Genomic DNA, 23511 nt, shown 5'->3' on the forward strand with positions numbered 1-23511 from the left:
GGGGGAGGGCGCCAGTTTGTTTCCCCACAGAGACGGCTGTTAGGACACAATCCCGCTGTCGTTGGTACAAACGAGCGACAGTTGATTCTATCAAACAAACCACACATCTATGATTATACCTAAAACAATTGAGCGAGGATCTTCGCTCGTACTGGTCGCTGTCTTGGCAGGCGGGTACGCTTACGCCCAAGACTCTGACTCCGAAGAAGAAGTCTTCGAACTGTCACCTTTCGAGGTGTCGAGCAGCGATGACGTTGGATACCGTGCCAACTCGACTCTAGCAGGTTCCCGTCTCAACACCGAACTGAAGGACGTAGCCGCCTCCGTTTCCGTTCTCACGTCCGAATTCTTGGATGACGTAGGCGCTTCGGACATCGAAACAGCGTTCGCTTATGTTGCGGGTGTCGAGACAGCACTAGTAACCGATACCTCGGAAAGAGGAAGCTCCGGCGAGCTGCAGGATAGCAGCGTCAATACCCAACCGGGCAACAACCGCGTGCGTGGACTTGCGAGGGCGAGCTTGACGCGTGACTTCTTCGAGTCAGGGAATGGCAACCTTGATCGCTACAACGTTGATCGAATTGCTCTCGTACGCGGTCCGAATTCGATTCTCTTCGGTCTCGGCAGTCCAGCAGGTATCATTAATTACACTACAAAGAAGGCAACGACCGGTAAGGATATCAACGAGATATCGCTCAAGGTTGACAGCTTCGGAACCCGCCGGGCGGCATTCGATTTTAATAGAGCGATTGGTGAAACGTTCGCCATCCGCTTGATGAAGTTGGATGAAAACACCAAGAGCCAATACGATACTTCCTTCGATAAGGATGATCGCTTGACCGTCTCACTGTTGGCGAAGCCGTTCAATGGTACCAGCCTGCGCTACAACTTCGAGATGACGGACAACGATGCTCGTCGTCCGAACTATTCGTTGCCGATCGACAATATCTCGCACTGGGTGGCTCAAGGACGTCCTATTTGGGACATACGCGATCCTGCGAACCAAGGCGTTTTCCCGGCGACGAATTTCCCAGGCGGTCCTTCGGGCAGCGCCAATCCTGCGTCTCCGGAAACGTTGAACGGAGGGGTTGAGGAAATAAACAGCCCGTTCCCGTTCACCAACATCCAGTTCTTCCTGCCAGGTAGCGAAGACCCTACGGTTCCCTTCATCACTACCAAGGGCGCGGTAGGGTTCCGTGATCTCGATGAGAACGGGAACTATAGGAATATCAACCTGGTGGAAGATGATACGCGGCTCGTTTTGGCGCGAAGCCGCAGTGCTTTCGACCAAGTCGATAACTTCATCAACACCAGCGTAACCGATCCACGCATCTTCCCGATCTACGATATCAACCTTGCGGCCCTTCCGGGCAACAGCCAGAACCGGGAGAGCGAGACGCATCATGTGAGTTGGACTCAGAAAGTGACGGAGGACTTCCACTTCGAGGTTTCAGGATTCAAGGACAACACGACGAACGTAAATGTTTCTCGTTTCAACGGTGCGGATCGTGCCGTATCGATCGATCTTAATCCCGTCTTGCTTGATGGTGTCACGGCAAACCCTGGTTACCTCCGACCCTACATTTCGGGTCGCGGCGGTAAGAGCGAGAGGGAAGACGATCGTGAAGCGTATCGTTTTTCGGCTGCCTATGATCTCGATTTCAGAGACGTTAGCGATAAGCTAGGATTCTTGGGAAGGCACGTTTTCTCCGGTTCGCTCTTTGATAGCTCTGCAACGGACACCAATTTTGGCGCTAGCCCTAGCTCGTTCAATTCGGATGACGCATTGACCTTCGGCCTAAACCGCTCGATTTACGGGAGCTGGGTTTTTCAGAACTGGTATTTAGGCGACCCCTTTACGGCCGACCAGGAATTTCCCAACTACACTACCTACACGACACAAGACATCGATCCGAGCACTCCAATCTCTGTCTACCGACCTGAAAATGGGGCCACTATAAACGATCCACTGGTTTGGGGATACTCGAGCCCAACGCCTACAGAGACGACCTACAGTCGCGCCTCTTGGAATTCGCTCGACGTCGAAGGTGAAGGCATTACCTGGCAAGGGTATCTGTGGAACAACAAGATCGTAACGACTCTCGGCTTCCGTGAGGACACCGTGACCTCGAAGTCAGCGAACCAAGACCGTGACGAACTTACCGACTTGGTCGACCCCAGCAATCCTGATGTCTGGGGACCTGCCATTCACGAACGCGAAGCGCTTGCACGTGACATGGACCCAGATGCATCGCAAACCGGTTCAACCAGCACCAAAGGTATCGTATTCCATGCCTTCGACTGGCTATCCCTGCATTACAATGAGTCGGACAACTTCGAGGTAGGAGCCCTTCGTGTCTATCCAACGCTTGACCCAATCCCAAATCCCTCCGGCGTAGGCGAGGACATTGGTATTGTGATGCGCCTCTTCGAGAACAAACTGGAGGTCAAGCTGAACCGTTTCGAATCGTCGCAGAAAAACGTTTCCGGTCGCGGTACGCTCGCCAATACGGCTCGTTTCGGAGTCAACACCTACGAGCGCTTCGCTTGGGCGACCATTCGTAACTTTCGTAACAACCGTATCCGCGATTACGACAACGGTAGATACATGGAGCTTGAAGGCGTGCGACTCAGCCAGCAGGAAATGGAAGACTACTTCCGTTATGCCTGGTACGATCCTGATGCTCCGAACAAGCTTAGCGAGCCGACGGAAGCCCGCTACTTCGCCCCCGCGAACTCGGACGATACGGTCGACGTCGACGCCACTGGCTATGAACTAGAGCTTACCTATAATCCGACCAAGAATTGGAGAATCGCATTCAACGCGACTAAGGTGCAGACCATCCAGGACAACATTGGTCCTGGCTTCAATGAATACGTCGATGCTCGTATCCAGATTTGGGATAAGACTTGGAAGCCTTGGTCCTTGTATGAAGCGGATGGTACTCTCGTTCGCTCAGAGCCAGGTATTCGTTTCCAAGATCGTTCCGTGCAAAAGTACATGATCGACGAGTATACGAATCGTATCGTGGCGGCGCAAAATACTGCTGCAGCGGGTGAAGGCCGTATCAATGTAGGGCAATCCGAATACGCAGCAAACCTGGTGACGAACTATAGCTTCAAAGACGGACGGTTCAAGGGGATGTCGATTGGCGCCAACGCCCGTTGGCGTGAAGGTAACGCTGTGGGTTACCCAATCATCCAGACGGAAAATGGGCCAGCTTCCGATTTGGAGAATCCATTCTATACGGATGCTACGCTAAACGTAGGGCTCAACGCTAGCTATCGTAAGAAGATCTTGGATGACAGCGTGACCTGGATTACTCGCCTACAGATCAACAATCTCGTGGGTGACGACGACATCGTGCTCAGCGCCGTCAATCCTGACGGGATGCCGGCTGCTTATCGGGCAGGTCGTGAAAGCTTCCTCCAGTGGACGAACACCTTTAGGTTCTAGTCTCCAGAACCTGAATTGTTACCTCAAAGGGTTCCAGGTCATATCTGGAACAAACATCTGGTCCTGCTGCTTTTTAGTGGCAGGACCTTTTTTTATTGTTCGACAAACAGGAGATACGAGCTTTTTCGAAAAGCCTTAAAGAGCCTGGACCGTGAGTGATGAGCGTAATCCCTTCGGATCTTATTTCTACTTTGTCAGATCAGAGCAGTGGGGTGCGGTGCTTGTGTCTTCCTGCAGAGAATTATCATCCTTGCGCTATAACAAGCGCGGCGCCCTGCGTGTTTTAAGATTTACCTAACAAGTTTCAAAGCCAAGAGGCGATCCACGTCGCCAACCAATGGGCAATCGCTCGTAGGGTGGGGCACTCCTCCGGGCGATCGATGTGCGCGCGGAACTTCTGATTCAACCCTCCGCTTGTGGCGGAACCCCTCTGGCTACGTGTCTCGGCACTGAACTCACTTGCCTTTTCCGAGGCGAGTCTGAAGCCATGTTTTGGGGCTTGCCGCCGACGCATTGGGTGGCATCTGGATTTTGGAACCGCGGGCGAAGAGGGTGAACAGCGCCCTCACTTGCTTATCTGTTGCCTCGGTTTTAAGCAGGTCCCAAGGGACTTTGATCTCGAAGGTATTGCCGGTCAGATTGTCGACGGAAGCGATTTTACCGCTTGCTAGGATATAGCTGAATTGCAGCCGAGTCGCATCGGTGAGGTCTTTGGATTCGGCTGTGGAGGTGGCCAGCAGGTCCAGCGATAAAGGCTTTCCGTTGACGCTAGCGGTCGTTCGATCGTGCTCGACGGACAGCTTTATGATGTCGTTTCCGTAGCGGATTTCCTGCTCGAAGGTCTTGGGGCGTCCGTACTCGATGCCCGTTTCAAAGGTGCGTTCTTCTCCAAATACGACGCCGGCGATGTGGAGAGCCTCTTCGTTCCAAAGCAGATAATTGATGGCGGAAAGGTTGAGGTCGAACTCGGGCGGTCCTTCTACGATGCTTTCGGAAGTGAGGTAAATCGGGTGGGCGTGCAGGTAGGGCGTGACGAAGCGATCCTCCATGTCTTCCAGCCATTCGTTGAGCACGCCGTCTACTGTGATGGGAACCGTCTTCTTTATGACAACGTGGTCGAGCCCGCTCTTTGCGTTCTCGATCGGTGTGCCGTAGTGGGTAAGAACCAGCGAAAGCATTTCGCGTTCGGACGCCTTCAGTTGCGGGCCAAATTGCAGGCTGGAGGCGAGGATTTCACCTTTTCCGTGGGGAAAGCTGAACAAGATGGGGCCGGCGTCTTCGAATCTCCAAAAGGCCTTTCCTGTAAACCCTTGCAGGAGGACGCGGGCTTTGTCGGGCAGACGCGTAAAATGGCCCGAAACGCCCACCCGAGAATCGCTGAGAAAAAGGGCAGAAGAAACCCCGCCCAGCAGCGGGTGCGCTCCCACCTTGGTAGCAAGGTAGGGCTCGGCCTGCGCGCTATCGAACTCCACTCCGGAAAGCTGGGAGGCAAGCGGGCCTGAGGCTATGAAAACGGTCCCGCCGGCAGCAGCCCATTGCTTTGCTTCTTCCAGGTCGCTTCCGTTTAAGGCGATCATTAGGTCTTGATGCGATGCGAACGCGCCCTGTAGTGTGTCTATGGGTACGTTAAGTTGCTGCGATAGTTCGGTAGGCGATAGCGCGCCCCGAAGGGCGACCTTTCGAATCCGTTTTTGGGGTGTCTTAGCGGAAAGGTAGCGAAGCATGTTGCCGAGAAGCCGATTGGCCTGCGGGTTATCGAGGTTCTCAGTGAGGTTGAGCTGGCTGGAAAGTAGCGTGCCTTTGCCGTAGGAGAGTTCCGCAATGCTCACGTGTTCGCGTCGGGTGCCGCTAGCCAAGGGTATCCAGTTTCCTGATTCGTATTTGTTTACGCTTGAGGGGCGGGCGAAAACGTCGTCGCTGACGCGTCCGTCGACTGGGTCCCAAAGGTGCAGGTTGTCGTTTTCGATTCCCGTAAAGATAGGATGTTCCTGCATGAGGATGGGAGCGTTCTTGGAGTAGAACAGGTCCTTGTGCAGCCCCTCCCAGCCCATGGCAGCGTAGGTATGCGGGGAGGTCTGGATAGCGGACCAGAATTGGAATTTGATGGGGAACCAAAGCGGTGCTTGGTTCTGCTTAAGGCAAAGAAGGGTACCCCCTGCGTTTAGGAAATCGAGAATCTTGTCTCTATGCGTGTTGAGCTCTCGATTGTTGGCTCCGTCTGGTATGATCCAGATCAGGTCTGGAGCTTGATCCGGAGAGGGGATCGCCTCGGTGGAACGAGTTTCGAGACCGACGGCTTCCAAGGTATGGGAGAGATCCGTATCTCGGTAGATTTGAATGACTGTATCGATAGAGAAGCCGGAGTGCTCGATGGGGACGATGGAGAGCCGGTCATTGGCAATGGATTCGTGCTCGCTGTTCAAGTGCGCAATGAGCGTTTGCTCGCCTGAGGGGGCAGGCAGCTTCACTGGGATACGCCCTTGCTCGGCAGGTTGTAGTCGCAGGTGGACTTCTTTGAGGGGGGCATCCTCCCAACCGTAGCGCAGGGTGTAGCGTTTCGCAATTTCTCCATCGTTGCAGACTACGATTTCCCTCTGTAGCGGGGCATTCGCTGATGTGTATTTTTGTCTTGGCCAGACGAATACAGTCTCCGCTTGCAGAGCTTGCTTGATGGGTGCGTAGGTTGCCGCAGGTCGCAGGGGCGTTTTGCCATTGCGGTCTGTGGCTGCGCGGTCGAAAGCGAGCAGGGAGAGCCGGAAGGGCATCACTCCCGATACGCCGATCTCCCGCATTTCCAGGATGCGCTCGCGGTAGATTTCTCCCTCTGCGAGATATCGCTCGCGTGTGGAGGCGAACTCGGGAGAGGTCGGAATGCGTTGCTCCATTCGCCCGCCCACCCAGAATTCTCCCATGAGGAGGGGTTGGTCGCCTTTGGCTTTCCAATCGCGCATGATGCGGGTGTAGTGTTCCTGCATGTGCAGGGACACCATGTCCTGATCGGGGTCGAACCAGCCCCCTCCGGAGAAGTTGATCGGACGCGTGTCGTCGAAGGGCTTTATAAAATCGGGGAGTTGGCTGACCCAAGGAAGGTGCAGCTCGTGGTTGTAGCGGAGCATCTCGTTCTCCACGTCCCAAATGACCACAGAGGGGCTGTTGCGGTCGCGCCGCGCCCATTCCTCGAATTCTTTTTTCGTATTGTTGAGAAAGCGCTGTCCGCCACGCTTGTAGAACATGACGTTGACGGACCAGATGGCCGATTGGTTGATGAGTAGCACGCCAGCTTCGTCGGCAGCTCGAATGATGTCTCCGTGAGGCATGTAGGCGTGGATTCGGCAAGCGTTGGACCCGAACATTTCCTTGTAGCGCTTGAAAATTTCGGTGTGGCTTTCGTCGGCCAGGTGAAAGTCGCGGTAGATCGATTCGCCCCGTAGGCGCGTGGGAATGCCATTGAGCAAGAAGGACGTTCCCTCTATCCAAAATTCTCGAAAGCCGAAGCGGGTATCCAGGATATCCTTACCTTGATCTGTTTCGAGGACGGCGCGCAGAACGTAGAGGTGTGGATTGTTTGGGCTCCAGAGTTTTGGATCCTGCCAAGGGACACGGATCTTGTGGTGGGTCGTCTCTGCGTTGTCGATCCTATGGCTTGGAATCTCCAAGTCGACTCTTCGTCCACTGCTCCAGTCGAGAACCTCGAAGGAAAGGGTTGCCGCCGGCGAGCGAGAGGGAGCGGGAGCGGGGGTGAACTCGACCTCTATCTCCATCTCTTGTTGGCGAGTCGACGTCTTGACAAAGATATCCCGAAAATAGCGTTCAGAACGGAGCTCCAAGACCGGAACGTCATCGAATCCACCCGGCAGAACCTTGTCGGCACGTCCCTGGCTGTATTCGGAATCCAACCACGCTGGACCTAGCTGATGATAGGCCTTGTCGCCATCGACCGCCGCGCTGCGGTCTTGCACGAAGATCGCCAAGGTGTTGCTGCCACGAACAACGGCATCGGTGATTTCGAATTCGAAGGGCGTGTAAGAACCAGCATGCTGGCCAATCCTCTGTCCGTTGAGAAATACGACACCGAGCAGATCGATGCGGTTGAGCAGAATGAACAAGCGATCCTGAGGCAGCGCTTCTAGTTCAAATCGGGTGGCGTACCAAGCGCACTGGTAGTCCCTCTTCGAGGGAAACTCATGCGGAAGGTCCACTCGCATACCGGCGGCGTTTGCAGTCAGCGGCAGGAATTGCCATTCTCCGGAAAGCGGGGCCTGTTTTCGGAGATCCGGAGCTCTGTCCAGAAATCCAGGTGCCTGCCTATGGATCCAGTTGAGCGACTGTGTAGGGCTTTCATGGTTGGCTTTTGGAAGCCAGGCGAGATCGATGGGGTCGGGCACGGGGGAGGTGGGGGCGATGTTTGTTTGGGCAAGGGCGATTTTACAGAATATGAGAATAGCCAGGAGTGTGAAGCAGCGTTTTGGGGGCATGTGATAGGGGTTCAGTTTCGTAGGAAGCGTTTGAGTTCGGAGCGTTGCGCCTTGATGGCGGCGGGAATGTATTTATCTGCGGAGACGCCTGAGGCATCTTCGATCGCATCTCTCACGAGCTGCTTTCCGCTCGTTCGCCCTTCGATCGCGTGGAAGCGTGACACAAGCGCGTCGAGAAACGTGTCTCCATAGCGTCGATACGCATCAAGCAAAACGTAACGGGCTCGATGTGGATTGTCGAAGCTGATGTGGGGAACCGTTTGTGGTTCCTCTGGATCGAAATCGATTTCGCGCTTGTCGGCTTTGTTCCAGTTTAGAAGGTCTAGTCCAGTTCCGAGCTGGTGTTTGTTCGTTTTGTCTTCGGAAAGAATCTGCAGGTCGTAGATTTCGTCTACGCCCCAGAAACGAATGGTTGCGAGGTCGTGAAGAAAGTGAGCGAGGACTCGATCAAACCAGTCGCGATCCTTGATGGGTAAGGATTGGGTTTTGATGTGGCTATGCAGCTGCCTGTGAAAGCCTCTGCGGAATCGTACGTTGCCGCGAAGGACCCAACTGTAGGGATCGTAGATGTAGATCAGGTTGAGCAGAAAGTTTTCTTTAAGCTTTCGAATCTGCGCGTCGACCGGTTCGCCCGTGTTGTAGAAAATTGGATACTGCAGTTTTACCTCTTGAAAAGCGGTGGAAGGAACGTCGGCGCGCAGTCCCGCGCTGAAGTGGAACCCTCTTTGGGTTTCCAGGTTCAGGCCTTGTTCCTTAAACTTGTAGATTTGACGCCGATGTCGGTCTGGACTGACCCACGAGACCTCCCATTTCGTGATGACGCGGCGTTCCCATTCTCCGGTTTCTTGGTTGAAGCGGATGTTCTTGGCGTACTTGTTGGCCGGAATATTCGTAGGATTGTTTTGGAGGGAATGAAGGTCCCAGACGACCAGCTCTTCTATATTGAAAAACGGGTCCTGGGCCATGCGTTTGAAGATCGATAGTTCTCGTGTCAGGTGTGGGCCCGTTATCTTAAAATCCTCGATTCCAAAGTAGCTAGAAAGGGCGGCTAGTTCTTCGGAGAAAGGCTTTATCACCTCGGCTCTCTCTTTCAGCCGTTTCGCTTCGTCCACCAGCAGCTTATTGTGGTATTTGGTGAGAATTGTATCGAACTCCCGGCGAAACCCGAGGATTACGGGATGATCGCCAGTGTACTCCTTTCCGCTCAATCCATCGATGATCCTCATGTTATTGGAGAAAACCTCGAAGCCTTCTATTTCAATCAGGAGCATGTCGTCGTCATCTGCTTGAGCGGCTGCATAGCTGGTAGAAAGAGCGAGAATTGAGAAGAGTAGAACGATTCGGGGGAGGATGCTCATTGGAGAGTAGGTTTGGTGTCTCGTTCAGGCGTAGTCACTCACCTGAAGTAAGTTTGCTTTCTGTGCGGTGTAGCGTCGGGGGCGACGCTTGCGGAAATCGTGCGTGCTTATTCGCCGTCGTATCTGAGTCCCCATTCCTCTCGAAACGCATCCATCGTGCGGGCGAGCTCTAGGGTCTCGTCCAGAGGAATCGTATCGCACTCTGTAAGGCCTTTTAGGATACATTCGGACGCTGCTTCGATCTCGTAGCGAAACCCGTGAAGGAACTCGCAGGGGAACTCTTTGGTGATGGTTTCGTTGCCCGTTTGCAGGGTGACGGATTGGGCTCCGATGAAAAGGGGCGGTAGCGTGATGCTTCCGGTTTCGCCGCAAAGGGTGGCGCTGTTCGTGTACTTGCTTTTGATGCCGCAGCAGAGATGGGCAACGAGCCCGCAAGGGTAGGAAAGCAATAGCGAGTCTTCGACGTCGACGCCAGTTTCGCCGATTTCGCAGATGCTATGCTGAAGGGTCGGAGGTTTTCCTCCGGCCACCATGCTCGCGAGGGCGAGCGGGTAGATTCCCAAATCAAGCAAGGCTCCTCCGGCCAATTTTGGGTTGAGCATCCGGTGGTCAGGGGCAAACGGCACGTTTGTTCCGAAGCTGGCAAAGAGCTGACGCGGCTTGCCGATAAGGCCTCCCGCGATCCATCTCCGCATCTGCGCGACCGCCGGCAGGAAGCGGGTCCACATCCCCTCCATGAGGAAAACGCCTTTTGCGCGGGCTGCGTCGATCATCTCTGCGGCCTGCTTGGCATTGATGGCAAGCGGCTTTTCGCAGAGCACAGCCTTGCTCGAGTTTAGAGCGAGCAGGACAGTCTGGTGGTGGAAGTTATGGGTGTTGGCAACGTATACGGCGTCGATTGTAGAATCGTCGAGCAGCGCTTCGTAGCTGTCGTAGCTCTTGCCCACTCCGTTCTCGAGAGCGAAGGTCTTCGCCTTTCCCGGCGTACGTGAGGCGACCGCGACGAGTTCTGCGTTTTGTGTCGTCTTGGCGCTGGCGGCGAATTTGCGGGCAATGCCGCCGCTTGCGAGGACGCCCCAGTTTACTTTTCGATTGTCTGGCATAGCATTGAAGAGGGGTAGACTCCAAAGCCTATCGGGCAGGCTGCAGCTCGATCTTTTGGAAGGCGAAGGAAGGGAGCTGAGTTTGAATGCGGATGAGCGAAGTCTCTCCCGTGTCGCTGGCTTCCTGGCTTGCCGTTTTCCACTCGGACCATTGCAGGTCGTTCAAGTGGGTATAGCGGTGGGCGTTGGCCACGAAGGTGTCGACGCCTTCCTTTACGAGCATGATATAGGGAGTGCCGTTTTTATCATAAGTGTCTTTGATCCAGCCGCCGTCAGATTCGTATCGGGTGGCCCGAGGAAAATCGACCGCGAATTGCTGGAAGGCGCATTCGTCTTTGCCGTAGGTCGCGACGCGGTAGCGGTATTCAGCGTTTGGTGACGATTCCACTTCGAACACGGTCTCGACCGCCTCGTCCTCTTGGTACTCGTTGGAGATCGTGTTGTAGTTGAAAATCAAAGCGTCGTAGCTGTCGGAAGCCAGATCAGCGGCGAAAATTCCGTCGATCCTATTGCCTTCGACGGCGGGTGGGCCCTTGCTCTCATTGGCGTAGCGATGTTTGCCGAGCATGGAGGCGAGCGCTTTTTGGGTGAGCACGTTGGGCTCAACAAGGCCGTCTCGAATGTTGCCCCAGAGATGGACTTGCTTGATGTCATTTTCCAGTACCATCTTGGCGATGCTGGCGAAGAGCGAGGAGTTGTAGGAATTGCTGAGCCAGACGAATTCGCCGTCGCGGTACTGGGAGAGTCCCCAGAATTCGTGGATCTCGAAGAGGGCGTCGGGATTCCAGTCGGGGTGCCGCTGGATCGGTTCGATCTGCTCGCGGTACACGATGTCCATATCGACGCTGTCCTCCTTGTCGTAGAAGGGGTAGTAGGAGGTGCCAATGAAGTCGTAACGGATGCCGTGAGTTTTGGCCCACTCGATGAAGGCCCCTGCGTAGGAGCCCTCGACGTTGCCGGTGTAATCGGTATATTTCTTGCCGGTAAAGCTGGCCTCGCGAAATTGGGCTCCGACTTTGGCCTCTGGAAGCACCGAGTGCACGGCGTCGATGGTGTTCTTGTAGTGATCGAAAAACTGTTGGCGGGTTCCGATCCAATGTCCGGGACGGGTGTCGATTTCGGAGCCGACCCGAAATCGCCAGGAGGCGACTCGTTCCTCGCCGTAGGTTTCGACGAGCTTGGCGATGGCTGCCTTGATGAAGGCGTGCCATGCCTGCGGGTCGTTGGGCGGGACCGCGTTGCCGTAGGTCGAGTTCTTGTCTTCAGCCAGGTAGTGCACCCCGTCAGGCTCTTCGACGAAGGTGATGTCTCGCTGGAAGGCCCATGGCGGGTTGTCGAGGACGATCTGCTTGAGTTGTATCCCAGAGTTCAATACGACGTCGATGCGACGAATGAGCGGTTCCCAGTCGTAGACATACTTTTCGCCGTCCCACTTGTAGCAATCGTATTCGAGCATGCGCTCGCCTTTTTTCGACCAGCCGCCGAGCATGCGTACGCAATTGACGTATGACCCTTCCATTCCAAAGGCCGGAACGTTGATGCTTTCGTAGGGAGGCAGGCGGTTGTGCGTGTTCCAGAAGTTGTAGATCTCTCCCTTTCGGTTTGCAGGATCGGTGAAGTCACTAGTAAGGGTGATCCCTCCGAAAGCTAAGGGGGAGGCGAGGAAGCAAAGTTTCAGGAGCAGGGCGGCTCGGATGGAAGGCATGGCAATATTCCAGCGTTTCGGGGTTGCGGTTCAAGGAGAGACGAGGCTTCGAAGCCATTCTGACATGGGATAACCCATTTCTACTGTTTAGGGTATTAGGTCGTCTCTCGCCCTACATTGGGGGCAGTTAGTTCGGTGACGGCGATGAAAGAAACAAAGGGACGACTGCGAGAGTCGTCCCTTGGAAGTGAGTGCTGGAGTTCTAGCGTTCCTTGGCGAGCACCACGTACATGCGGGCTTCGTCCGAGATGTCGCTGTCGGAGTTGCCCGCCATGATAATGCTTTCGCCGGCTTTCACTTCTCGCTTGAAGAGCGAGAGAGTGCTTCCGCCGAGGTCGATGTCATCGCCGGTGTCTTGGTAGTCGGAGAGGAATTCTGGGCGCTCGACGAGGTCGTCGTGTCCCACCCAGATGATCATGTCTTTGCCAGCAATGAATTGCAGGAGGTCTCGGGCCCAATAACCCCTGTCGGCATTTGGGGTGCGAATGTATTCGGCTCCGTGCAAGTAAAATGGAATGCGGGTGTAGTTGTATTCTAAATCCGTCCAGGCCTTCTTTCCCCAGTAGGCGTTGGTGCGGAGGATGGCCTCGTGGTCGCCAGTGTAGCTGAATTGGGCGAAGAGTTCGCTTGTCATCTCTGTGTTTGGCGCCAGGTCAGGCATGGGTGGCGTATAGGCCGGAAGCGGCTCGGGGTCGCCGAGGTTTTGCGGGTAGACCTGCGGCATCTCCGTAGTGAGGCCATCCACGATTTCCACAGGGTGCGAGGTAATCTCGATGGTTGCGTCTGGTAGGCCTTCGCGTGAAGCGGTTACGGTGACGGTTCCTGGCTTAAGTAGGGAACGGATGGATACGCGGTTGATGCCAGCCTCGGTTTCTAGGAATAGATTGTTGGTGCTGTTGACCTTGCCGCTGTTGTAGCCGCCACGCCAGATCCCGGGACCCTTCACGGCGAAGTCTACCTTGCTTTGGTCGAGGGGACAGCGGCGACCTTCCGAGTCTATCACTTCGAAGTCGATCAAGGCCACGTCCGAACCGTCGGCTCGCCAACCGTTTGGTCCTGTGATGGAAGTAAGGCGAAGAGCGGCGGGGGCGCCAGCGGTTTCCTTGGATTGGGAGGCTCTCAGGTTTCCGTCTATGAATGCTTCCGCCTTGAGGGTGCCTGGCTTCCATGCGATGTCGGTAAACTGGAACACATACGCATTTTCGGGCGTGTCGTTGGAACCGATCACTTCGCCATTGAGGTAGAGTTTTACGGAAGGGCAATTGGAGATGACGTAGATATCTTTGACGGTGTCTTGGTCGTAGTTCCAATGACCTACGATGTGAACCTGTGGCTCGGGGCGCCACATGGATTTCAGGGCGTAGAAGGCTTCCTTGGGGAGGCGCACGGCGTCGACTTCCCCGCTCGCTCGGGTGTTTTCGGTCGGGTTGCGTCCGCCGTGCGGCCCGTCGGAGAAGATCCAGTTAGCCCCCCCGGAGTGAAAGGTCTTCTTGCCCATCTTGTTCCACCAATGGTCGGCTTGGCGGACCGCGAATTGTTCGGAGGCGAACTTGTAGACGTTGCGCTTGAGGTTCGGGTTGTTGAAAAAGTCATTGTCTGGCGAATACGGATCCCAGACGCGGCGCGGCGCTTCGTCGCGGCAGTATTCGCTCTCGATGAGGGGGAGGTGCGGGTATTCGCGTTCCCAGCCTTCGGTGCCGATTTCGATGGTGACGTAATCCTCGGATTCGAGTTTCACGTCGGCACGACGATTGCCCATAAGGCGTTTTCCGTTCGGGTCGTACTTCGCGATGACGTCGAGGATGTCTTGGTAGTTGCTGGCGCTTTCGGCCCAGTTGCCGCCTTCCCAAATGAAGATGCTCGGATGGTTGCGGTAGTAGATGACAGTGTCGCGGAAACCGGCGATTCTGATGTCCCAGGTTTCGCCGTCGTCCTGGGATTCGCCGGAGATTCCGGGCATGAGGGTAACGAATCCGTACTTGTCCGCCATATGCGCTTCGGCTGGCGATCCGGCGCAATGTCCCCAGCGGATGAAGTTGCCGCCGGCTTCGTCCATCAGGCGGAAGGTGAAGTCGCGCAGCCAGTCGGGAAGGGCTGCGCCGAGACCGGCCCAGGAGTTGGTTGGCTTCTGTCCCCAGCCGGTGAGCTTGTCGCTTTCGCCGTTGATCCAGAAGCCGGTTTCGTTGTTGAACTCGAAGCTGCGGATACCGAGAGGGGTTTCGTATCCGTCCACGATTTGGTTGTCCACTTTCAGCTGGGTGACGACTTTGTAGAGGTAGGGGTGGCGTGGATACCAGCGCTTGGGATTGGCGACCGAACCGGAAACGGAGAAAGTATGCTTCGCTTTGGCCGCGAGCTTCTTCTGGTCGGTGACCGTCTCGACGACATTGCCGTCCGCGTCGATGATCTCGGCGATAAATGTGACGGACTGCTTTTTGCCGTGATTGTTCATCACCTCTGCTTCGACGGTGACGTCGGCGCTGGTCTCGCTGACGTTCTCGGTGAAGACGTAAGTCCCGACCGTCTCTAGATTGTCGTAGAGGGGCAGAGTGATGTGCAGCGGATCCATGACATGGAGGAAGACGTTGCGGTAGATTCCGCCATGGTTCGGGTGCCAGTGCTCATGGTGCCAGACAAGAGGATCGTTCTTGCGGAAATGGTCGCCGCGGTCGTTGTTGGCTTTGACGGCGATGACGTTGCTTTCGTCTCCATAGTTCAGATACTCGGTTAGCTCGTAGCCGAAAGGCAGGAAGCCCGTACGGTTTTGGCCGAGGTGGACTCCATTGATATAGACGTCAGCGACCTGGCGGACGGACTCGAACTCGATGAAGACGGCCTTCCCCTCGTCAGACTTGGGCAGCCTGAAGTGCTTGCGATACCAGACTGTGCCGCGCCACTGGTTGCTCTCTCCATTGTGTCGGCCCTCGCTCATATCGTCGAAGGTATCGATGTCGTTGAAGGTGTGAGGGACGCTCACGGTACTCCATCGGCTATCGTCGAAGTTGACTTGTTGGGCTTCGCCAGCATCCGCCTTGATGAACTTCCATTCTGGATTGAAGTTGTATTTTACGCGCTCGCCTAGGTCTTGGCCGGACGCAGACAAGGAGAATGCGATCGAGGCCATCGCTACAGCTAACAAGGCCTTGTTGGGTACAGGGAGTAAAGAACTCATGGACCCAAGGTAGGGACTGCGTTACAGCTTGTAATCTGGATTTTTGGATAAAATGCAGTAGCAAATGCATCGCCCTGCCTAATGGGGGCGTATCCCGTCGCTAGAGCATTTTTCGTTTATCCTGTCGCACAAACCACCACACAAGTCTCAGTGTAAGCGTGCCTGTAACGCGATTGCTCGTGTCAATCCAAACGAAAAAAGCGCTAGCTATGCGTTTCGGAGGGTTGGCTAATCGGGCCGTGGTTGGTGCGAAAGGAGCTGGGCGAGACCTTGAGGTGCCTGCGAAACAGTTTTGAAAAGTGGTAGGGGTCGGAGATGCCCACGGCTTGGCCGACTTCCGCGATAGAGCGGGTGGTGCTCAGGAGCAGTTCACAGGCCTGCTTCAGTTGGCGGTTGATAATGTAATGCTTTGCGGAGATGCCCATGTGGTGGCGGAAGAGCTTAAGGACGTGCGAGCGGCTGCGGCCGATCATGTCCGCTAATTCGGATACAGTTATGGAGCGCATGTAGCGAGCCTCCACGTGGGCCACCATGCGTAGCAGTTCTTCAGGGTAGCGCTGAGCGGCCGTGTGGTCGGTGTTTTTGAGTCGCAACAGTTCCCCGACGAGCAGACTGCCGAGGTGGCGCGCCTCAGATTCGTTCGAGCCTTTGCTGCGAAGAAAGCTGCGTATCGTATAGTCGAGGAGCAATGCGATGTTGTCGCCTGCGTTGATTTTGAAGTGAACGACTCCTTCAAGTTCAGGCCAGTCGACGTCGGAGCGGTCGGGCGAGTTGTAGCCTTCGTCGCTGGGTTGGTGAGGAACGTTAGGGACCCACCGACTGCCCGGGCGGTAGTCCGGGACCAAATGCACGTGGCCGGTAAACATAGGATCGTCCCTGTCGGGTTGGTACTGTATGCTTCTATTCCATGGCAACAGGTAGAGGTCTTGTGCTTCGAGCGTGTATTCGTGTCCGTTGACTAGGAATGAGCCTTTTCCGCTTTTGCACCAAAAGAAGGCGCGGCTTTGCACACAAGGGTTGGTGAAGTTTCGATTTCCAGAAAACTGGAGGTAGCCTGCTCTGCAGACCGCAGGGGTGAACTCGGTAGAGGCTTCGACGTCATCGCTGGTAATTGGGGGCATAACGTCATTTGTACAAATTTACTTCCAGCTGTCTATTCAAAACTGATGGGCTTTTCTGTCTGCCGAGAAGCCGTTCAGGGAATCGGATCAAGCTCTGGCTATTCGACAGAAGGGCTTCATAGAGACAACAGATTACGGAATTGTCAGTTGGAGGTATAAGATGGCCGCTGTTCAATTGGACCCATGCGAACCCCTGTCAGCTACCTCGCTTCTCTGCTCGTTTTCTTGACTCATGCTTTGTGTTGTTTGGCGGAGGGGAATCCTCTGCAGGTTGGCAAGCTGAAGAGCGAGCACCTCGTGAATCCGATCCAATTGGATGCGCGCGAACCTCGCTTGAGCTGGATGCTTACCACGACGGACCCTGCCGACAGGGACCGCTCGCAAAGCGCCTATCGGATCTTGGTCTCTGGCAGTATCCAGGAATTGGATAAAGGGAATGGTGACCTTTGGGATAGCGGAAAGGTCGAGAGCGGCCGTTCCCATCTGGTGCCGTATGCGGGCGTGGAGCTCGTGAGTCGGCAGAAGTGTTATTGGAAGGTCAAGGTATGGGACGAGTCCGAGAGGGAGAGCGGTTGGTCGCCGGTCGCCGAGTGGACTATGGCTTTGTTAGATGTTAACGACTGGAATGGTTCGGAGTGGATTGGTTTAGAGGAAGACAATCGCGAATCGGCTTTGGCGGAGCGTGAATACGCTTTCCAGAAGGAACCGGAAATGAAACGCTCCTACCCGTCGCCTCTGCTTCGCCGCCAAATTTCCATCGAAAAGCCGGTGAGACGAGCTCTCGCCTACGTGGCTGGAGTTGGATACAGTGAGTTCTACCTGAATGGAGAGAAAGTCGGAGATGCCGTTTTGGATCCTGGGCAAACGAATTACGAGACACATACTTTGTACGTAACGCATGATGTGAGCTATCTCTTGAAGCAGGGCGATAACGCCCTGGGGATTTGGCTGGGAAGTGGCTTCTTTGGACAAAATGTCGCTTGGAAGCAGGACTTCGACTATGGGCAGCCTCGCGCGAGGGCGATCCTATACGTCGAGTATGAAGACGGTAGCGTAGAGAGCTTTGGCACTGACGGTAATTGGAAAGCGACTACGAGCCCGATCGTTTTCGATAACGTCTATTGGGGCGAGACTTACGATGCTCGTTTAGAGATACCGGATTGGGCGAGTGCTGGCTATGATGATTCGTCTTGGCAGGACGCGGTTTTGCTGTCGGCGCCTTGTCCGACGGATCGCCTGCGTTCACAGCTTATCGAGCCGATTCGCGTGCAACGTCGGATCAAGCCGGTTGGGGTAAAGGATATAGGCGGTGGAAAGTACGTCGTCGACTTCGGTGAGAATCTGGCGGGCTGGGTCGAGATCGTGGTAGACCAAGATCCAGGCGACGTGATCACCATGGTAGCGGGCGAAGTGATGGAGCCGGATGGGATAACGGTGAATACGGGCACTTCCGGCGGGGCTCCCGGGCGTATCCAAGAAATGATTTATGTGGCGAAGGGAGGCGGAGAGGAGCGATGGAAAGCTCGCTTTTCCTACCACGGGTTCCAGTTCGTGGAAGTTAGCGGGCTAAGCGCTCCTCCTCATCCTGATACGATCACAGCCGAGCTTGTGTTCAGCGATCTGAAGAAAGCCGGAAGCTTCGAGTGTTCAGAAGATCTGATGAATCAGCAGTGGGAAATAACGCGTCGCACCCTGGAAGCGAATTGGCACTCGATCCCTGAGGATTGCCCGGCCCGCGAAAAGTGCGGTTGGTTAGGCGACGCCCATGCGACCTCGGACGTAAGCTTTTATGGATACGACATGACTGTCTTCTTGGCGAAGTTCCTTCGTGACATCGAAGACAGTTTGAAAAAGGACAAGCGTTACGAGGAGGTTGTGGGCAAGGGAAGGGGGGTGCCAACCTTCGTCGCTCCGGGAAAGCGGGTGACGGATCATCCTGCAGAGATTGACTGGGCGGTCGCTTATTTGTTGGTTGCGTGGGATGTGTATTTGCACTCTGGTGACACCGTCGTCTTTGATCGTCACTTTGGCCACTTCAAGAATTTCGTATCGTATTTCGAATCGATGCGCGGGCCGGGCAATATTTTGCCCAGTGGACTGGGAGACTGGTGTCCACCGCTTTGGGACCGCAAGGGCGCTCCCGAGTACATGCTCTGTCACCCGCACGTTTCGGGAACCGCCTTCTACTATGAGGCGCTGCGTATCGTGAGCGAGATTGCGTTCCTGAAAGGGGAAGACCGCTATGCGGATTACTGTAGAGCGCTTGCCGCAGACGTGAAGGACGCGTTCAATGCGAACTATTTGGAGGTGATCGAGGGTACGGATGCTCGCTTTTACGGGAGTCAAACGGCGACGGTGATGGCTTTGAAGTTCGGGATGGTTCCGGATGGCATGGTTCCGTCCGTGGTCGATGGCTTGGTCTTTGATATCGAGAAGGTGCACGAGGGGCATCACGCCGTTGGCATCCATGGCTTACGACATCTTTACACGGTGCTTTCCGATTTCGGGCAGGACGAATTGGTTGCCAGGATGCTGTTGGATCGTGGTTTCCCAGGTCCGGGATACCTTGCGGATCATGGTTTCTCTACCTGGCCTGAGCGCCAGTTCAACTGGGGCGAGGAACCTCGATACCGTAATTCGATGAATCATCCCATGCAGGGAGGATTTGCCGCCTTCTTCTTCGAGGGTATCGGCGGAATTCGACCTCTGTCATCGGCAGGCGGATACAAGGGGTTTGAACTGCGCCCTCGCCTGATGGGTGAGATTGATTGGGCTACGACCACTAAAGAATCGCCCTATGGGGTGATCGAGAGCGATTGGAAACGAGAGGGCGACAGAATCTTTTGGCAGGTCTCGATTCCTGTGAACACGCAGGCAGAGGTATATTTGCCGACGCCAGACGTTGGCTCGGTCCTAGAGTCGGGAGCCCAGTTGGAAGGCGTTCCCGGCGTCAAAGATTTGGCGGTCGTTTCTGATGGCTTGAAGGAAAGCGTAAAGCTGACGCTTGGATCTGGGCGCTACTTCTTTGAAATGATCGACTCAGATTGGCAGTGAGGTGCTAGCAGCCGCTAGCTAGGTGCGCTTCCTGCCAAAATGCATCAGAGTTCTATCTTTCCCCCTCTCTCCCGGGAGCAAGCGGGGGAGAGGTGCTTAAAGCGCTTCGCTCTCGGAGTACCAGTTTAAGGTATTCCGAAAACAAGGTTGACGCGCAAGCTCGAATAAATAGACCAAGGAGTCTAGTAAATAAATGGGGGACGAGGAGCAAAAGCTAACTGAACGGGGACGTGGTAGGCCAAAGACCGATCCTCGAGATGCGGAGACGAGGCTGCGATTGATTCGAGCGGGCTTGGAGATCGCAACGGAGCGAGGATATGTGGCCACCGGCGTGGGGGAGGTGCTCAGGCGAGCTGCAGCGCCGAAGGGGTGCTTCTACCACTACTTCAAGGACAAGGAAGATTTCGGGCTGCAACTGATTGATGCTTACGAGGAGTTTTTCGCGAAAATGTTGGATCGCTGTTTCGAGAACAGGGCGCTCAGCCCGATGAATCGTTTGAAGGCCTTTGTTGACGCTGCGAAGGCTGGGATGGAAAAGCATCAGTTTAGGCGCGGTTGCCTGGTGGGGAATTTAGGTCAGGAGATTGCTTCGCTTTCGGATGCAATGCGGGAAAAACTGATTGGCGTGATGGAGGATTGGCAAGGGCGCACCGCCGGATGTCTAGCCCTTGCCCAGGACATGGGTGAACTCTCGGTGTCTCGCAATGTCGACGAGCTCGCAGCATTCTTTTGGATTGGCTGGGAAGGGGCAGTGCTTAGAGCGAAGCTGGAATTGCGAGCTGATCCCTTGGATTCCTTCGCCAAAGTCTATTTCCATCTACTGAAAAAATAGAGAAAATAGTTATGTTTAAAGGTATATGTATCGAAAAAACAGATACGGGGCAGGCCGTGTCTCGCAAGACTCTGAGCGTTTCCGACTTGCCGGAAGGGGACGTTTTGGTCGATGTCTCTTGGACAACATTGAACTATAAGGACGCATTGGCGGTTTCCGGGAAGTCTCCGATCGTGAAGCGTTATCCGATGGTTCCCGGAATCGATTTTGCAGGGGTGGTCGCTGAGAGCGAAAACCCTTCCTACCACAAAGGAGATGCGGTCGTTCTGACGGGGTGGGGCGTAGGAGAAAAGCACTGGGGAGGTTGGGCCGAGAAGGCTCGTGTCGATGGCTCCTGGCTCGTTCCTTTGCCCGATGGGCTCAGCTCGCGACAAGCGATGGCGATTGGGACGGCGGGGTTCACTGCCATGCTTTGCGTGATGACTTTAGAGGCCCAAGGGGTGACCCCCGACAAGGGCGAAATTTTGGTGACGGGAGCCGCTGGAGGCGTCGGGAGCGTGGCAACTGCCCTCTTGGCGCGGAACGGTTATCGCGTCGCTGCCCTGACAGGGCGTCCAGAGGAGGAGGACTACATCAAGCGCTTGGGAGCTCGTCGGATCGTTGATCGTGAGCGATATGCCGAAGCGGGGCGCCCGCTCGAGAAGGGACTTTGGGCGGGAGCTGTTGACGTGGTAGGCGGTAAAGTACTCGCTAATGTGTTGGCTTCCATGGACTACGGCGGAGTGGTTGCCTCGTGCGGGTTGGCGGGAGGAATGGACCTTCATACTACGGTTGCCCCCTTTATTCTGCGTGGCGTGACTTTGGCGGGCGTGGACAGCGTGATGTGCGAACGGGTTCGTCGCATGGTGGCCTGGCAACGCCTTGCCCAAGAACTGGACCTTCGACTTTTGGACGAAATGGTCGAGGAAGTACCCTTTGGCAGAATCTTGGAAGTGGCTCCAAAAATGCTGGAAGGGCGAATCCGGGGCCGCGTCGTTGTTTCCATGTCCTCATAATTTGGATATGTGCTCCCGGAAGCAGGGGGGGGGCTTCGATAAGTATCGAAATATAGTTGGGCGATTCGCTTTGAGGGAAGGGGGCTGATGGCTACTCTTCAGATTCAACAGTCTCATACCTCATGTTTCGAATTAACCCCGCGCTATCCCTTCCCAGTATCGTCTGCGTTTTTGTCACCGCGAGCAGTGCTTGCGGCTTCACCGTAATCGCATTCGCGCAAGCTCTTGATTCCGGAGCTTTGTGTCGGTGGTCGAAAGGCGAAGCCGTCGAACGGTTTCGCTTTTTCGCATCGGAAGGCCAACGACGACGCTTACAAGCTCTGCATTGCGTTTCCGGGTGGCTGCTCCGCTCTTTTTTTCGTAATTTCGTAATGCTACGAGCTCCACTCGCTTCCCCGCAATCGACCGACTCCCCAAGCTTGAAGATTTTCCCAAAACCGTAGGCGCGCGTTTCGCCCCACCAAACCTACCTTTCAACCTATGATTACAGAGTACATTACTCTCGCTGCCTATTTAGTGCTGTTACCCCTGCTGGGGGTGCTCTTTTCCAAGTTCAATAACAACTTGAGCGATTTTGTTCGTGGAGGCGGGCAGGTGGCTTGGTGGCTCTCCGGTTCCAGTATCATGATGGCTGGCATCAGCGCCTTCACATTTACAGGAAATGCCTCGGCTGCCTTTGAAGCGGGTCCCACGGTATTGGTCATCTATGCAGCCAATGTTGCGGCCATGTTGATATGTGGCTTCGCCTTGGCAGCTTGGTATAGGCAGACCCGCGCCTACACGCCCGCTGACGTCGTGAAGTCTCGCTTCAGTGTCGCGGTAGAGCAATTTTCGGCCTATACGGGGGTGTTGATTCAACCCTTTGCAGCAGGGATCCAGCTTTGGGCTCTCTCCGTATTTGCCAGCACCACCTTCGATCTTCCCTTGGTGTTGTGTATTTTCGTGATTGGCGCGGTGGTCGTTTTTTATTCGACCACAGGCGGCAAGTGGGCGGTGATGGCAACGGACTTCGTACAGAGTTTGATCCTGCTCGCGATCACTATTCTCGTCGCTTTCTTCTGTTATCAGAAGGTGGGCGGGTTCGAAGGGTTCTTCGGTTATTTCTCCCAGCCTGAGTTCGTCGACGATTTCAAATTTGTGAAAGAGCCGGACCAATGGCCGGACGGAAAATTCTCCATGCAGTGGATCATCGTCATTTTCATCATGACGATTTACCATCAGATCACTCTGAACTCCGCGGGGCGCTTCCTTGTGGTGAAGGATGGCAAGGCCGCTTCCAAATCGGCCTTTCTCGGCGCTTTCCTCATGGCAGCCGGCGCCTTGATCTGGTTTTTCCCGCCGATGGTGGCCCGCTTCCTTTATGGTACGGAAATCATGGCTCAGGACATTGCGAATCCTGAAAATTCCAGCTATTCCTTCATCGCCCAAAAGGTGCTCCCGAGCGGATTGATGGGGGTGATGATCGCGGCTATGTTTGCGGCAACCATGAGCTCTATGGACTCTGGTCTTAATTCGCAGGTGGGCGTCATTGCCCGTAACATCGTACCTAAAGTGCGCGAGATGTTTGGCGTGACCAAGCCCATGACACCCAAAGGCGAAGTCATGCTCTGCAAGGTGGCGACCTTAGGAATTGGGGCCCTGATCATAACCTATAGTTACCTCTTTTCTCAGAATCGGGAGCTGGCGCTCTTCGATGCGTACTTGATGATAAACTCTATCATCACCATACCGTTGGTGTTCCCGATGTTAGTCGGTTTCTATATAAAGAAACTCCCGAGCTGGTCGTACTTTGTTATCTTCGGATTCTGTCTATTGCCGTCATTCTACTCGTACTATTTGAGCGAAACCACGGGTGAAGGCTTCACCATTCAGCAAAGAGCGATGTGGATCTTTATTTTCGGAGCAATTGGCACCGTCGTATGCCGCCCCTTCTATAAGGGAACATCGGCTGCCTACAAAAAGAAGGTAGAAGACTTCTACCAGCTCATCAAAACACCGATTCGCGATGACGAGCAGGAAGGGGAGTCCAAGGCCTATGCTCAATTGATGTTGCTAGGACGGGCTTCGGTGGGAATCGGAATCGCATTGCTCCTGCTCTTGTTCGTTCCCTCCGATTCGACAGGCGTTTGGAGCGTGCTCTTCATCAGCAGCTTCTGTGGCGGAATCGGACTTTTGCTGCTGTGGGGAGCGCGAGTCGAAAAGCGCAAGGAAGCCCAGCTCCAGGCGGAGAAACGTTAGA

The 23511-nt window shown here is 55.0% G+C and carries 11 protein-coding genes; 5 read left to right on the plus strand and 6 right to left on the minus strand.

The genetic code is table 11. The features are described 5' to 3' along the window. Positions 1 to 109 precede the first annotated feature (109 nt). Positions 110 to 3457, plus strand: coding sequence for a TonB-dependent receptor plug domain-containing protein (locus tag IEN85_RS11110; RefSeq protein ID WP_191617158.1), 3348 nt, complete (start codon positions 110 to 112; stop codon positions 3455 to 3457). Between the two features lie 455 nt (positions 3458 to 3912). On the opposite strand, the gene IEN85_RS11115 is transcribed toward IEN85_RS11110, so the two are convergent. From IEN85_RS11115 to IEN85_RS11140, 6 genes are all read right to left on the minus strand, one after another. Further along, a complete protein-coding gene (locus IEN85_RS11115; protein WP_191617159.1) occupies positions 3913 to 7932 on the minus strand; it encodes a glycoside hydrolase family 2 protein in 4020 nt (1339 codons plus the stop codon). 11 nt (positions 7933 to 7943) lie between these two features. Continuing rightward, entirely contained in the window at positions 7944 to 9290 is a 1347-nt protein-coding gene (locus IEN85_RS11120; RefSeq protein ID WP_191617160.1) for a hypothetical protein, read from the minus strand. A 107-nt stretch (positions 9291 to 9397) separates the two neighbouring features. Further along, positions 9398 to 10393, minus strand: coding sequence for a Gfo/Idh/MocA family protein (locus IEN85_RS11125; RefSeq protein WP_191617161.1), 996 nt, complete (start codon positions 10391 to 10393; stop codon positions 9398 to 9400). A gap of 28 nt (positions 10394 to 10421) precedes the next feature. Beyond that, complete coding sequence (locus IEN85_RS11130) at positions 10422 to 12098, minus strand: GH39 family glycosyl hydrolase (RefSeq protein ID WP_191617162.1); 1677 nt, start codon at positions 12096 to 12098, stop codon at positions 10422 to 10424. 202 nt (positions 12099 to 12300) lie between these two features. After that, positions 12301 to 15270, minus strand: a complete 2970-nt coding sequence (locus IEN85_RS11135) for a glycoside hydrolase family 2 protein (RefSeq protein ID WP_191617163.1) — start codon at positions 15268 to 15270, stop codon at positions 12301 to 12303. A gap of 203 nt (positions 15271 to 15473) precedes the next feature. Beyond that, positions 15474 to 16391 carry a helix-turn-helix domain-containing protein gene (locus IEN85_RS11140; protein WP_191617164.1) on the minus strand — a complete coding sequence of 306 codons (918 nt, stop codon included), beginning with the start codon at positions 16389 to 16391 and terminating at the stop codon, positions 15474 to 15476. A 183-nt stretch (positions 16392 to 16574) separates the two neighbouring features. On the opposite strand from IEN85_RS11140, the gene IEN85_RS11145 reads away from it, so the two are divergent. From IEN85_RS11145 to IEN85_RS11160, 4 genes are all read left to right on the plus strand, one after another. Next, entirely contained in the window at positions 16575 to 19445 is a 2871-nt protein-coding gene (locus IEN85_RS11145; protein WP_191617165.1) for a family 78 glycoside hydrolase catalytic domain, read from the plus strand. Positions 19446 to 19638: 193 nt separating this feature from the next. Next, positions 19639 to 20277: an acrylate utilization transcriptional regulator AcuR gene (acuR, locus tag IEN85_RS11150; RefSeq protein WP_191617166.1), complete on the plus strand. Its 639-nt coding sequence runs from the start codon at positions 19639 to 19641 to the stop codon at positions 20275 to 20277. Positions 20278 to 20288: 11 nt separating this feature from the next. Then, complete coding sequence (gene acuI / locus IEN85_RS11155; RefSeq protein WP_191617167.1) at positions 20289 to 21272, plus strand: acrylyl-CoA reductase (NADPH); 984 nt, start codon at positions 20289 to 20291, stop codon at positions 21270 to 21272. A gap of 480 nt (positions 21273 to 21752) precedes the next feature. After that, positions 21753 to 23510 (plus strand): sodium:solute symporter family transporter, encoded by a 1758-nt coding sequence (locus IEN85_RS11160; protein WP_191617168.1) that lies wholly within the window; start codon positions 21753 to 21755, stop codon positions 23508 to 23510. The last annotated feature ends 1 nt before the right edge of the window (position 23511 follow it).

The organism is Pelagicoccus enzymogenes (assembly GCF_014803405.1).
Lineage (GTDB): Bacteria > Verrucomicrobiota > Verrucomicrobiia > Opitutales > Opitutaceae > Pelagicoccus > Pelagicoccus enzymogenes.